At 66.8% G+C, this 12502-nt stretch carries 12 protein-coding genes; 1 reads left to right on the top strand and 11 read right to left on the bottom strand.

The genetic code is table 11. The annotated features are described in order from the left end of the window. Positions 1-14: 14 nt before the first annotated feature. The 6 genes from NU688_RS29280 to NU688_RS29255 all read right to left on the bottom strand — a co-directional run bounded on the left by NU688_RS29280 (position 15) and on the right by NU688_RS29255 (position 5380). On the bottom strand, positions 15-1250 hold the full coding sequence (locus tag NU688_RS29280; protein ID WP_257864343.1) for an ammonium transporter: 1236 nt from the start codon (positions 1248-1250) through the stop codon (positions 15-17). 649 nt (positions 1251-1899) lie between these two features. Beyond that, positions 1900-3411: a tripartite tricarboxylate transporter permease gene (locus tag NU688_RS29275; RefSeq protein WP_013538814.1), complete on the bottom strand. Its 1512-nt coding sequence runs from the start codon at positions 3409-3411 to the stop codon at positions 1900-1902. Positions 3412-3423: 12 nt separating this feature from the next. Further along, positions 3424-3912 (bottom strand): tripartite tricarboxylate transporter TctB family protein, encoded by a 489-nt coding sequence (locus NU688_RS29270; protein ID WP_257864342.1) that lies wholly within the window; start codon positions 3910-3912, stop codon positions 3424-3426. Positions 3913-4154: 242 nt separating this feature from the next. Then, a complete protein-coding gene (locus tag NU688_RS29265; RefSeq protein ID WP_206176754.1) occupies positions 4155-4577 on the bottom strand; it encodes an RNA-binding protein in 423 nt (140 codons plus the stop codon). Positions 4578-4754: 177 nt separating this feature from the next. Next, the gene (locus tag NU688_RS29260; protein WP_093053658.1) at positions 4755-4991 is read right to left on the bottom strand and encodes a DUF3820 family protein; all 237 of its coding nucleotides are present in this window, start codon (positions 4989-4991) and stop codon (positions 4755-4757) included. Between the two features lie 11 nt (positions 4992-5002). Continuing rightward, positions 5003-5380 (bottom strand): translation initiation factor Sui1, encoded by a 378-nt coding sequence (locus tag NU688_RS29255; protein ID WP_257864341.1) that lies wholly within the window; start codon positions 5378-5380, stop codon positions 5003-5005. 50 nt (positions 5381-5430) lie between these two features. Between NU688_RS29255 and NU688_RS29250 the strand changes: the two genes are divergently transcribed. Beyond that, a complete protein-coding gene (locus NU688_RS29250; protein WP_257864340.1) occupies positions 5431-6696 on the top strand; it encodes a DEAD/DEAH box helicase in 1266 nt (421 codons plus the stop codon). A 9-nt stretch (positions 6697-6705) separates the two neighbouring features. Here the strand turns inward: NU688_RS29250 and NU688_RS29245 are convergent, their stop codons facing one another. The 5 genes from NU688_RS29245 to NU688_RS29225 all read right to left on the bottom strand — a co-directional run bounded on the left by NU688_RS29245 (position 6706) and on the right by NU688_RS29225 (position 12499). Further along, the gene (locus tag NU688_RS29245) at positions 6706-7026 is read right to left on the bottom strand and encodes a Dabb family protein (RefSeq protein ID WP_257864339.1); all 321 of its coding nucleotides are present in this window, start codon (positions 7024-7026) and stop codon (positions 6706-6708) included. A gap of 193 nt (positions 7027-7219) precedes the next feature. Continuing rightward, entirely contained in the window at positions 7220-8386 is a 1167-nt protein-coding gene (locus NU688_RS29240; protein ID WP_257864338.1) for an acyl-CoA dehydrogenase family protein, read from the bottom strand. Positions 8387-8403: 17 nt separating this feature from the next. Then, complete coding sequence (locus tag NU688_RS29235) at positions 8404-9564, bottom strand: acyl-CoA dehydrogenase family protein (protein WP_257864337.1); 1161 nt, start codon at positions 9562-9564, stop codon at positions 8404-8406. A 27-nt stretch (positions 9565-9591) separates the two neighbouring features. Then, positions 9592-10503 (bottom strand): SDR family oxidoreductase, encoded by a 912-nt coding sequence (locus NU688_RS29230; protein WP_257864336.1) that lies wholly within the window; start codon positions 10501-10503, stop codon positions 9592-9594. Between the two features lie 43 nt (positions 10504-10546). After that, the gene (locus NU688_RS29225) at positions 10547-12499 is read right to left on the bottom strand and encodes an acetyl-CoA carboxylase biotin carboxylase subunit (protein WP_257864335.1); all 1953 of its coding nucleotides are present in this window, start codon (positions 12497-12499) and stop codon (positions 10547-10549) included. Positions 12500-12502: the final 3 nt, after the last annotated feature.

Genomic DNA, 12502 nt, shown 5'->3' with positions numbered 1-12502 from the left:
TCTCCCGCGGGAGGTCAGGCTCCCAGGTGTTCACGATGCTGAGCAAGATCGAGGCCCAGCTGCTCGCTTTCGGGATCGACGCGCAGTCCGACCAGCACGTGCACCAGGAACAGCACGATCGCCGTTCCCGCCGCGCTGTAGATCGCCACGCTGCCGACGGCGATGGCCTGCGTCAGTACATTGCCGGTCGCGCCGGAGATGCGCGCATCGGCGAACACGCCAGTGAGCAGCGCCCCCACGATGCCGCCGATGCCGTGCACGCCGAACACGTCGAGCGAATCGTCCGCGCCGAGCATGTGCTTGAGGCCCGTGGCGCCCCAGTAGCAGGCCAGGCCCGCGATGGCGCCGATGGCCAGCGCCGCGGGCGGCGTGACGAAACCGGCCGCCGGCGTGATCGCCACCAGCCCGGCCACGAGGCCCGAGCAGAGCCCCAGCAGCGAAGGACTGCGTCGCACGATCCACTCGCCGATCATCCAGCTCATGGCACCAGCCGCCGCCGCGATGTGCGTGACCAGCATCGCGAGGCCCGCACGCCCGTCGGCCGCCACCGCCGAGCCGGCATTGAAGCCGAACCAGCCCACCCACAGGAGCCCGGCGCCCATCATCGTCATCGCCAGGCTGTAGGGCTCGAAGGCCTCGCGGCCGTAGCCCTTGCGCGGGCCGAGCGCATAGGCGCACACCAGCCCCGCGATGCCCGCGTTGACGTGCACCACCGAGCCGCCCGCGAAGTCGAGCGCGCCCATCTGCGCGAGCCAGCCGCCCGGCTCCCACACCCAGTGCGCGATGGGCGCATAGACCAGCACGCTCCACAGCAGCGCGAACCACAGCACCGCCGAGAAGCGCATGCGCTCGACGAAGGCGCCCAGCACCAGCGCGGTGGTGATGATGGCGAAGGTGAGCTGGAACATCGCGTAGACCGACTCGGGCACGTTGGGCGCAACATGGCTCACCGCGATCTGCCCGGCCTCCTTCAGGTACTCGAAGCCCGAGAACCAGAAGCGCTCGGTGCCGCCGAGCCACGGCCAGCCGGCGGTGAAGGCCAGCGAGTAGCCGAGCGTGAACCAGGTGAGCGACACCGCCGCGGCAATCGCCACGACGGCCGCCATGGTGGCCAGCACGTTCTTGCGCCGCACCATGCCGGCGTAGAAGAGCGCGATGCCGGGCAGCGTCATCAGCAGCACCAGCGCGGTCGACGTCATCATCCAGGCGGTGTCGGCCGCGTTGATGGAGGCTTGCGGGACCAGGGCCATGGCAGTGCGCTTCTTCGAGTTGTCGGATGTGGCGCTACGTGCACGAGTCGTGCCACATCGTTAACTACCAGAAACACTTTGGTTTGCGAATCGGCCGTTCGCAGTAAGGCAAAGCGGGTAATTCCCAATGCACTGGTGCGGTGCAGCACATAAAGTCTGCGCACTCGCGAACGGGCCCTGCTCGTGCTGCCGAGGGTCCGAGGAGACAATTCCCCCTTCAAAAAGAAAAATCCTTCAAGGCTCCGTACGAGATGCCGGTTTGAACTTGAAAGGCGCCGCTGGTCGGCGCCTTTTTTATGTCCGTGCGGCAGGCGTTGGCAGGTCTTTTTCTCCCCGTCGAATCTCAAGGTTGACCACGTGTCACGGATCTTTGTAGCTATCTTTTCAGTAGCGGCACAGAGAAAACAATCTCGTCATTGAAATGCCGGTGGCGATGGGCGCTTCGGTGCCTGCGGGACTTGCCGATTCGAGGTGGATTGATCCCGTATCCGCGCTGTTTGGGGGCCTTCCAGACGCACCACCGACGACGGCGCCCGGCACCAACAAGAGCGCGTCGATATGGGGCATGGCCGTCGATGCGGCGTCCCTGAAATGAGAAAAGCCCCTGCGCTTTCGTGCAGGGGCTCGTTCCGGGAACGCCAGGGCGAGCCTATTCCTCGACGAAGGCCTCTTCGCGCTTCGCCTTGATGGACGGCAGCAGCACGATGCACAGCAGCGCCGCCGCAGCCACCAGCAGCCCGGCCGAGAGCGGCCGCGTGACGAACACGCTCCACGCACCGCGCGACAGCAGCAGCGCGCGCCGCAGGTTCTCTTCCATCATCGGCCCGAGGATGAAGCCCAGCAGCAGCGGGGCCGGCTCGGTCTTGAGCTTGAGGAACAGGTAGCCGATGAAGCCGAAGATCGCGACCATCCACACGTCGAAGGTGTTGTTGTTGGTCGAGTACACGCCGATCGCGCAGAACAGCACGATGGCGGGGAACAGGAACTTGTAGGGCACCGTCAGCAGCTTGATCCACATGCCGATCAGCGGCAGGTTCAGGATGATCAGCATCGCGTTGCCGATCCACATCGAGGCGATCAGGCCCCAGAAGAGCTCGGGGTTGCTGGTCATCACCTGCGGGCCGGGCTGGATGTTGTGGATCGTCATCGCGCCCACCATCAGCGCCATCACCGCGTTGGGCGGAATGCCCAGCGTCAGCAGCGGAATGAAGGAAGTCTGCGCGCCGGCGTTGTTGGCCGACTCGGGTGACGCCACGCCGCGGATGTTGCCCTTGCCGAAGGGCACTTCGCCGGGGCGCATCTTGATCTTCTTCTCCAGCGCATAGGCCGCGAAGGCCGCCAGCAGCGCACCGCCGCCGGGCAGGATGCCCAGGGCCGAGCCCAGCGCCGTGCCGCGCAGCACTGCGGGCGTCATGCGCTTGAAATCGTCCTTGGTGGGCCACAGGCCCTTGACCTTGTGCGTGAAGACTTCGCGCTCGTCGTCGGGCTGCGAGAGGTTGCCGATGATTTCGCCGTAGCCGAACACGCCCATGGCGATCACCACGAAGCCGATGCCGTCGGTGAGCTCGGGGATGTCGAAGCTGAAGCGCGCGACGCCCGAATTCACGTCAGTGCCGACGATGCCCAGCAGGAGGCCCAGCACGATCATCGCCACCGCCTTCAGCAGCGAGCCCGAGGCCAGCACCACGGCGCCGATCAGGCCCAGCGTCATCAGCGAGAAGTACTCGGCCGGGCCGAACTTGAAGGCCAGCTCGGTCAGCGGCGGTGCGAAGGCGGCCAGGATCAGCGTGCCGACGCAACCTGCAAAGAACGAGCCGAGGCCCGCGGCTGCAAGTGCGGGGCCTGCGCGGCCCTGCCTTGCCATCTGGTAGCCGTCGATGCAGGTGACGACCGAGGACGACTCCCCGGGCAGGTTCACCAGAATGGCGGTGGTCGAGCCGCCGTACTGCGCGCCGTAATAGATACCGGCCAGCATGATCAGCGCCGACACGGGCGGCAGCGCGTAGGTGGCGGGCAGCAGCATCGCGATGGTCGCGACCGGGCCGATGCCCGGCAGCACGCCGATCAGCGTGCCCAGGATGCAGCCCAAAAGGCAATACAGCAGGTTGGTGAAGGTGAAGGCAACGCCGAAACCGATGGAAAGGTTGTGGATCAGGTCCATGGTGTGCGCTCCTCAGCCCGAAATGAAAGTGGGCCAGACCTGGATCTGGAGCTTGAGCGCCCAGATGAAGGCCACATAGCTGCCGGCCGCCAGGATGGTGGAGAGCACCAGCACATCGCGCAGCTTGAACTGCGTGCCCGCCATGCTCGAGATGATCGTGAGCGCGTAGATCGCGATGATCATTCCCATCGCCGGCAGGCCGATGCTTGGCAGGCCGCCCAGGAGGATGCCGAACGCGAGGTTGGCGCCGAGCACGAAGGCCAGCGGCTTCCAGGCCCATTTGCCGATCTTGTCGCCGTCGGTGGTCTCCACCACCATGGCCTGGAACATGATGACCACCCCGAGGATGGCCAGCAGGATGCCCAGCATGAGCGGGAAATAGCCGGGCCCCATGCGGGCGCCGTTGCCGACGGTGTAGGTGGTGGCGCCTATCGCGAAGCCGCCCCCCACGGTGGTGAACATGACCCCTGAAAAGAAGTCCGCCTGACTCTTGATCTTCATCGCCTCGACCCTCTGTTTTGGAGAGGTGAGGGTCGTCGTCCGCGGCTGACCGTTGGCTGACCGGTGCGGTAAGGACAAATGCTTAGGCCAGGATTAGGGTTCTCCCAGGAGCAACGCCTGTGGCCTGGTGAAGCCGGTTCCTCGGTGCTTCCGGAAAGGGGCGCCAGAAACGAAAAAAGCTCCCGAAGGAGCTTTTCATTTTTCATTCAGAGAGCCGGAGCTCCCTGAGTGTGGATGAGGGCTTAGTAGCCGCCGCGACCACCGCCGCCGCCGCCGTAACCGCCGCCGCCACCGCCGCTACGGCCACCGCCGCCGCCGCCGTAACCACCGCCGCCGCCACCACCACCGTAGCCGCCACCACCACCACCAGCGCCGCCGCCGTAGCCGCCACCACCGCCGGTGCGGGGAGGACGTGCTTCCATCGGACGGGCTTCGTTCACCGTCAGGGCGCGGCCCTGGAGCGAATGGCCGTTCATGGCTTCAATGGCTGCGAGTGCTTCAGCATCCGAACCCATTTCGACAAAGCCGAAGCCCTTCGAACGGCCGGTGTCGCGTTCCATCATGACCTTGGCGCTGACGATCGAGCCGAACTCGCCGAAAGCCTGTTCCAGGTCGTTGTCACGCACGGAGTAGGCGAGGTTGCCTACGTAGAGTTTCTTGCCCATGGAGGGACTCCTAATTCAAACCAACAAAACAAAGCGATGGAGTCCCAGAATCACAACAAACAAGTGCGCTGTGGCGCGAAACTGACCGATCACCGAATTACGTGCACGGGAGCAAGCTCACAGACACGTGGGGCGAATTATCCCGGTCCTTGGCAAAAAAGCTTGGGAAATCGTGTGTTATTGAGAAACATCCCGGCGCGACGGGCGGTTTCGCAACGGTTTGAGCAGGTCCGACAGGCCGTTGTGGTCTATTTCATGCATCAAATGGAGCAGCCGGCCGATTTCTCCCGAGGGAAAACCCTCGCGTGCGAACCAGGTCAGGTAATTTCCGGGCAAATCGGCGATCAGCGTGCCCTTGTGCTTGCCAAAGGGCATTTCGAGGGTCACGAGGCGCTGCAGGTCTTCGGGTTTCATGGGTTCCTTCCTCAGCCTCCGGCGCGCTTGACGGTGTGGCCCCGCTTCACGAGCGCCGCGATCACCAATTCGCGATGATCGCCCTGGATCTCGATGGTGCCGTCCTTCACCGTACCGCCCGAGCCGCAAGCCGTTTTCAGTTGCTTGCCCACCGCCGCGAGTGCCGCGGCGTCCAGTGCGAGGCCCTTGATGACCGTCACGCCCTTGCCTTTGCGGCCCTTGGTCTCGTGCGATACACGCACAATGCCGTCAGTGGCCGGCGCGCGCGCCTTCTCGAGTTCCTTGCAGCGGCATTGCGCCATCGGCGCACGGCAATCGGGGCACATGCGGCCGCCCGCCTCGGTGGAATACACCAGGGTGCTGGCCTGATTGCTTTTCGTCGTTGCCATTCGATCCATCTCTCTTGTTTATCTCTGGGTTCTTCTCTCTGTCTGCTCACATGCCATTCGACTCACTGGGCCTGGCCCCCGCGCTCGTGCAGGCTGCCGCCGAAAGCGGCTATGCCACACCGACCGCCATCCAGGCCGCGGCCATCCCCGCGATTTTGCAGGGCCGCGACGTGCGGGGCTCGGCGCAGACCGGCTCCGGCAAGACCGCCGCATTTTCCCTGCCGCTGCTGCAGCGCCTGGCCGCCGAACCCGTACAGTCGCCGCGCCGCGTGCGCGCACTGGTGCTCGTGCCCACGCGCGAACTCGCAGCCCAGGTCGGCGAAACCATGCGCAGCCTCGCCCAGCACCTGCCCGAACGCCTGAAGATCGCCATCGCCTTCGGTGGCGTCTCGATCAACCCGCAGATGATGAGCCTGCGCGGCGGCGCCGACATCGTCGTCGCCACGCCCGGCCGGCTGCTCGACCTGGTCGAGCACAACGCGCTCAAGCTCGGTTCGGTCTCGATGCTCGTGCTCGACGAGGCCGACCGCCTGTTCGATCTCGGCTTTGCCGAAGAGCTCGGCCGCATCCTCGCGCTGCTGCCGGCGCAACGGCAGAACCTGCTCTTCTCCGCCACCTTCCCGCCCGCCATCCAGTCGCTGGCCGACGGCATGCTGCGCGACCCCGCGGTCATCGACGTGCAGGGCGAGCCGGGCACCGAGCCCGCCATCGTGCAGAGGGTGATCGAGGTCGATGCGAACCGCCGCACGCAGCTGCTGCGGCACCTGCTGAAAGAGAACGAATGGGAGCGCGTGCTGGTGTTCGTCGCCACGCAGCACTCGGCACAGATCGTGGCCGAGAAGCTCTACAAGAACGGCGTTTACGCGGTGCCCTTCCACGGCGACATCGCGCAGGGCACGCGCACCGGCATCCTCGCGCAGTTCAAGGAGAGCCGCTGGGACGTGGTGATCGCCACCGACCTCGCGGCGCGCGGCATCGACATCGCGCAGCTGCCTGTGGTCATCAACTACGACCTGCCGCGTTCGCCCACCGACTACATCCACCGCATCGGCCGCACCGGCCGCGCGGGCGAGAGCGGACTGGCGATCAGCTTCGTGAGCGCATCGACCGAGGCGCACTTCCGCCTGATCGAAAAACGCCAGGGCCTGAGCCTGCCGCGCGAGCGCATCGAAGGCTTCGAGCCGACCGAGGTGGCCGTGCCGCTGGTCGATGCATCGGGCACGGGGGGCATCAAGGGCAAGCGGCCGAGCAAGAAGGACAAGCTGCGCGCGGCGGCGCAGGCTGCGCAGCAGGGCGAATCCGAAAAGAACGACTGACCGCGTCGGTCAATCCGCCGCGTAGTCCACCTGGTGCCGCGCGATCCGCAGATCGCCCAGTTCCTCGCGCACCCGCAGATGCGCGGGGTGTGTCGCATAGCCGTCCAGCGATGCCTGGCTGTCGAACTCGCTGTAGAGCACCACATCGCAGGCGTAGGCGATGCGGCTCGAATCGACGCCCACCTCGAGGTGCAGCAGTCCGGGAATCTGCCCGCGCAGCGATTCGAACTTGCGCTTGAGCAACTGCGTGGCCGCGGCCTTTTCCTCGGGCGATTCGCCGCGCAGGTCCCACATCACGATGTGCTTGAACATGGTGCGGGGCTCGCTCATTCGGCGGAATCGGGTTTGTGGAGGAGATGGAAAAAAAGGATCACGGCGGCTCCGGCTTCATGCGGTGGCGGGGCGCTGGAGAGCGACCCCGGTGTGCGGCCGATGGTAAGCAGGCACCGCGCGAAAGGCCATGCCTTGCGCGCCTCGCCGATGAAGAACAGTTTTCCGTTTAAGGAAACACAACAGGCCGGCGCTACAGCCAGCCGAGTTGCCGCGCCGCCAGCTCCTTCATGATCTCTTCGGCTCCACCGCCGATCATCATCACCTTCACCTCGCGGTAGATGCGCTCGCTGACCGTGCCGCGCATGAAGCCCATGCCCCCGAGGATCTGCACCGCCTGGTCGGCGCAGAACTGCATGGTCTGCGTCGCGTGATTCTTGAGCATGCAGACCTGCGCCACCCATTCGGGCGCGTTGAAGCGGCCGGCCGCTTCGTGCACATCGCCTTCGGCGGACACCGCCTCGAGCCACGCCTCGGTGGAGGCGATGCGCATCTGCATGTCCACCAGCTTGTGTCGCACCGCCTGGTGTTCGATGAGCGCCGCGCCGAAGGTCCTGCGCTCGCGCGACCAGGCCAGCGCCTCGTCGAGGCACGCCTGCGCGAACCCGAGCGAGGCCGCCGCAATGCCGATGCGCTCGCCGTTGAAGTTGCTCATGATGATGCGGAAGCCCGAACCTTCGTCCCCGAGCAGGTAGCGGGCCGGCACGCGCACGTTGTCGAAATGCAGCGTGGCGGTGTCGGAGCACAGCCAGCCCATCTTCGCGAGGCGCGTGCGCGAAAGGCCGGGTGCATTGCCGGGTACCAGCAGCATCGAGATGCCGCCCGCGCCGCGCCCTTCGCCGGTGCGCACCGCCACGGTGATCCAGTCGGCGCGCATGCCCGAGGTGATGAAGGTCTTCTCGCCGTTCAGCACGTAGTGGTCGCCGTCGCGCTTTGCCGTTGTGCGCAGCGCCGCGACGTCGGAGCCGCCGCCGGGTTCGGTGATTGCGAGCGCTGCGATCTTCTCGCCGCGCAATACCGATGGCACGACCTCGCTGCGGATCTCATCGCTGGCGTGCAGCACCACGGGCGGCAGGCCGATGTTGTGCGAGAACAGGCTCGCGAGCACACCGCCGCTCTTGCCGTGGCGCGCGAGCGCGATCCATGCGGAGAGCTTGAGCGAATACGAGGCCGGCGTGCCGCCGAATGCTTCGGGATAGCCGAGACCGAGCAGCCCGAGTTCCGCGGCGCGCGTGTAGAGCGCGCGCGGAAATTCGCCCGCGTCGTCCCAGGTTTCGACATTCGGTGCGATCTCGCTTTCGGCGAAGCGCCGCACCGTGTCGGCGAGCGCCGCGCGGTCGGCTTGGAGTTCGGCGTCCATGCGCGTTTCAGCCGCGTTCAACCGCGCGGCGGCCGCTTGGCGATGCCCATCGTCTTCGCGAGGATGCCCAGCATCACCTCGTCCGCGCCGCCGCCGATCGAGCCGAGGCGGCCATCGCGGAACAGGCGCGACACGCGGTTCTCCAGCGTGAAGCCCATGCCGCCCCAGAACTGCAGGCAGGTGTCGGACACCTGCCGCGTGAGCCGCCCGGTCTTGAGCTTGGCCATCGAAGCCAGCTCCAGCACGTCCTCGCCCTGCACATGCAGGTCGCAGGCGCGGTAGGTGAGGGCGCGCAGCGCTTCCACCTCGGTCTTGAGTTCTGCCAGCTTGAACTGCACCCACTGCTGGTCGGCCAGCGTGGCGCCGAACATCTGGCGCTGCTGCGCCCATTCGATGGTCTGCGCGATGCAGTCTTCCATCGGTTCGAGCGAGCTGGCTGCGGCCCAGAGCCGCTCTTCCTGGAACTGCTGCATCTGGTAGACGAAGCCCTGGCCTTCCTCGCCGATGCGGTAGCGCTGCGGCACGCGCACGTTGTCGAAATAGATGAGCCCGGTGTCGCTCGAGTGCATGCCGATCTTGCGGATCTTCTTGGCCTTCTCGATGCCGGGGCTGTTCATCGGCACCATCACCAGCGACTTGTTGCGGTGCACCGGGCCATCGCTGGTGTTGACCAGCATGCACATCCAGTCGGCCTGCAGGCTGTTGGTGATCCACATCTTCTGGCCGCTGATGAGGTAGTCGTCGCCGTCCTTGCGCGCGTGGCTCTTGAGGCCCGCGACATCGCTGCCCGCGCCGGGCTCGCTCACGCCGATGCAGCCGACCGTGTCGCCCGCGATGGCGGGCACGAGGAATTCGCGGCGCAGCTCGTCGCTGCCGAAGCGCGCGAGCGCGGGTGTGCACATGTCGGTCTGCACACCGATGGCCATCGGCACGCCGCCGCAGCTCACGTGGCCGAGCGCCTCGGCCATCGCCATCGCATACGAGTAGTCGAGGCCGGCACCGCCGAAGGCTTCGGGCTTGTTCAGGCCCAGCATGCCGAGGTTGCCGAGCTTTTTGAAGACCTCGTGCGCGGGGAAGATTTCGGCCGCTTCCCATTCATCGACGTGCGGGTTGATTTCCTCGTCGATGAAGCGGCGCAGCGTCTTCTGGATCTCGAGGTGTTCGTGGGTGTACTGCATGTCGCTTGTCTCCGATCAGTCAATCAATCAGTCGTTCGTTTCTTTGTCCTGGAACACACGCGGCGTCTGCGCCAGGTGGAAGCCTTCGAAGGGCCGCACCGCCGGGCGTTGCCGCGCCGCCGCATCCGGCAGCGCCATCGGCCAGCCCATGCGCACCTGCGGCCGCGCGCCGTCCACGCGCAGCACGCTGCCGCTGATGAAGCTCGCCGCGGGGCTCAGCAGGAAGGCGATGGCCGCGGAGGTCTCGGCCTCGTTGCCGAAGCGGCCCGCGGGCACGGTCTTGCGCATCGCGCGCAGCATGTCGCCGGCTTCTGGCGGGTAGTGGTCCATGCCGCTCGACGCGATGTAGCCCGGTGCCACCGCATTCACGCGCACGCCGCTCGCGGCCCATTCGAGCGCTGCCGTCTCGGTGAAGCTCACCATGCCCGCGCGCGCGGCGCCGCTGTGGCCCATGTTGGGCATCGAGCCCCACATGTCGGCCACGATGTTGACGATGGCACCGCCGTTGGCCTGCATGCTCTGCACGAAGCATTCGCGCGCGACGAGGAAGCCGCCCGTGAGGTTGGTGTGGATCACCGCTTCCCAGCCCTTGGCCGAGATGGCGGCGAGCGGCGTGATGTACTGGCCGCCTGCGTTGTTGACGAGGCCGTCGATGCGGCCGTGTGCTGCGACGACCTCGGCAATCGCGGCGCGCACGGCTTCTTCCTGACGGATGTCGAAGGCCTGCGTGCTGGCTTTGCCGCCGGCCTTGGCGATCTCGGCCTGCACCTGCTGCAGCTTCTCGGTATTGCGCCCGACGAGCACGACCTGCGCGCCGAGCGATGCGAGTTCGTGCGCGGTGCAGCGGCCGATGCCCGAGCCGCCGCCGGTAACGACGATCACCTGCCCGTCGAACAGGCCGGGCGAGAACACGGAGCGGTAGCGGGAGGGGGCGTTCATGCGAAAGGCTTTCAGGAAATCGGGAAGAGCGGGGCGGATCGCGTCATGCGTCGGCAATCTCCGCCACCACATGGCGTGCTGCCACCTGCGCGCCCACCGCGACATGCAGCGCGGCGACGCGGCCGGCACGCGGTGCGCAATGCACATGCTCCATCTTCATCGCTTCGAGGGTGACGAGGGGCTGGCCGGCAGTGACCGTGTCGCCCTCGGCGGCCAGCAGCGCGATGACGCGGCCGTTCATCGAGGCGCGCAGCAGGCCATCGCCGCCTGCGGCGCCGCCGCGGGGCACGGCCACATGCGTGAGGTTCTCGAGTTCGAAGGCCTGGCCGCGGAAGTGCATCCACAGGTGAGTGGCGGACTCGCGCACCGACATGGCTTGCTCGGAAACACCGCTGCACGAGAAGCGCACCGCGCCGCCACCGGGCAGCGCAAGCAGTTCGATGCGCTCAGGCGCGGTTGCATCGAGTGCGACATCGAAGCGGCCTCTGCCCTGCGGCGTCACGCGCGCCGCATGCACCTTGCCGTTGAGCGAAAAGCGCAGGGCGTTGGGCAGCGTGTGCGCGAGCGGTGAAGGCCAGCCGCGTTCGCCCAGTTGCAGCAGCAGCGCGGCCAGCCATGCGGCGCGGCCTTCCGTGGCGGTGTCGGGCGCGAGCAGCGCATCGGCATGTTCGGCGATGAACGCCGTTGTCGCAGCGCCCTCGGCAAACACAGGGTGCGACAGCGCGCGCTGCAGAAACTTCTGGTTGGTCGCGATGCCGAGCGCCACGGTGTCCTGCAGGCCTGCGATGAGACGCTGCCTCGCTTCATCGCGGGTGCGACCGTGCGACACCAGCTTGGCGATCATCGAGTCGTAGAAAGCCGGCACTTCGGCGCCATCGCGCAACGCGTGCTCGGTGCGCAGGGCCGGCGACGGACGGCACGCGGCGAGCGTGCCGCTCTGCGGCATGAATCCCTGCTGCGGGTCTTCGGCGCACAGGCGTACTTCGATCGCGTGGCCATTCATCCGCACGTCCTGCTGCGTGAGCGGCAGCGGCTCGCCGGCGGCGACGCGCAGTTGCAGCTCGACGAGGTCGAGCCCCGTCACCGCCTCGGTCACCGGATGCTCCACCTGCAGCCGCGTGTTCATCTCCATGAACCAGTACCGGCCCTCGGCGTCGAGCAGGAATTCGAGCGTGCCCGCGCCTTCGTACGCGATGGCCTTGGCCGCCGCAACCGCCGTCGCGCCCATGCGTTCGCGCAGTTCGGCAGACACGGCTGGCGAGGGCGATTCCTCGATCACCTTCTGATGCCGCCGCTGCACCGAGCAGTCGCGCTCGCCGAGGTGGATGGCGTTGCCGTGCCGGTCGGCGAACACCTGGATCTCGATGTGGCGCGGCGCGACGATCGCGCGCTCCAGGATCACGGTCGCATCGCCGAAGGCGTTGAGCGCTTCGGACTGCGCGCTCTGCAGCAGCTCGGCAAAGGCCGCGGCCGACGGCACCAGCCGCATGCCGCGCCCGCCGCCGCCGGCAGTCGCTTTGATCATCACGGGCCAGCCGATGCGGGTGGCTTCGGCGGCCAGCGTGGGGTGGCTCTGGTCTTCGCCCTGGTAGCCGGGAATGCACGGCACGCCGGCCGCCTGCATCAATCGCTTCGCACCGGCCTTGTCGCCCATCGCGCGAATGGCTTCGGGCGAGGGGCCGATGAAGACGAGGCCCGCGTTGCGACAGGCCTCTGCGAACCCGGCGTTCTCCGCGAGGAAGCCGTAGCCGGGATGCACGGCTTGCGCGCCGCTCGCACGCGCGGCTTCGACGATCGCGGCGATGTTCAGGTAGCTCTGCGCGGGCAGCGACTCGCCGATCCACACGGACTGGTCGGCTTGACGCACATGCTCCGCATCGGCGTCGGCACTCGAATACACGGCGACGGTGCGATAGCCCATCGCGCGCGCGGTGCGCATCACGCGGGTCGCGATTTCGCCACGGTTGGCGACGAGGATCTTGCTGAATGCGTTCATGTG

It is taken from the genome of Variovorax sp. ZS18.2.2 (genome assembly GCF_024701975.1).
Classification (GTDB): domain Bacteria; phylum Pseudomonadota; class Gammaproteobacteria; order Burkholderiales; family Burkholderiaceae_C; genus Variovorax.
The sequence above is the reverse complement of the archived record's forward strand: the minus strand, read 5'-3'. Positions and strand labels throughout refer to the sequence as shown.

Coding starts and splice junctions, on each gene's coding strand:
- NU688_RS29275 (WP_013538814.1), bottom strand. CDS start 3,411: ATGGACCTGATCCACAACCTTTCCATCGGTTTCGGCGTTGCCTTCACC.
- NU688_RS29250 (WP_257864340.1), top strand. CDS start 5,431: ATGCCATTCGACTCACTGGGCCTGGCCCCCGCGCTCGTGCAGGCTGCC.
- NU688_RS29235 (WP_257864337.1), bottom strand. CDS start 9,564: ATGCAGTACACCCACGAACACCTCGAGATCCAGAAGACGCTGCGCCGC.
- NU688_RS29225 (WP_257864335.1), bottom strand. CDS start 12,499: ATGAACGCATTCAGCAAGATCCTCGTCGCCAACCGTGGCGAAATCGCG.
- NU688_RS29265 (WP_206176754.1), bottom strand. CDS start 4,577: ATGGGCAAGAAACTCTACGTAGGCAACCTCGCCTACTCCGTGCGTGAC.
- NU688_RS29260 (WP_093053658.1), bottom strand. CDS start 4,991: ATGAAACCCGAAGACCTGCAGCGCCTCGTGACCCTCGAAATGCCCTTT.
- NU688_RS29230 (WP_257864336.1), bottom strand. CDS start 10,503: ATGAACGCCCCCTCCCGCTACCGCTCCGTGTTCTCGCCCGGCCTGTTC.
- NU688_RS29270 (WP_257864342.1), bottom strand. CDS start 3,912: ATGAAGATCAAGAGTCAGGCGGACTTCTTTTCAGGGGTCATGTTCACC.
- NU688_RS29245 (WP_257864339.1), bottom strand. CDS start 7,026: ATGAGCGAGCCCCGCACCATGTTCAAGCACATCGTGATGTGGGACCTG.
- NU688_RS29255 (WP_257864341.1), bottom strand. CDS start 5,380: ATGGCAACGACGAAAAGCAATCAGGCCAGCACCCTGGTGTATTCCACC.
- NU688_RS29240 (WP_257864338.1), bottom strand. CDS start 8,386: ATGGACGCCGAACTCCAAGCCGACCGCGCGGCGCTCGCCGACACGGTG.
- NU688_RS29280 (WP_257864343.1), bottom strand. CDS start 1,250: ATGGCCCTGGTCCCGCAAGCCTCCATCAACGCGGCCGACACCGCCTGG.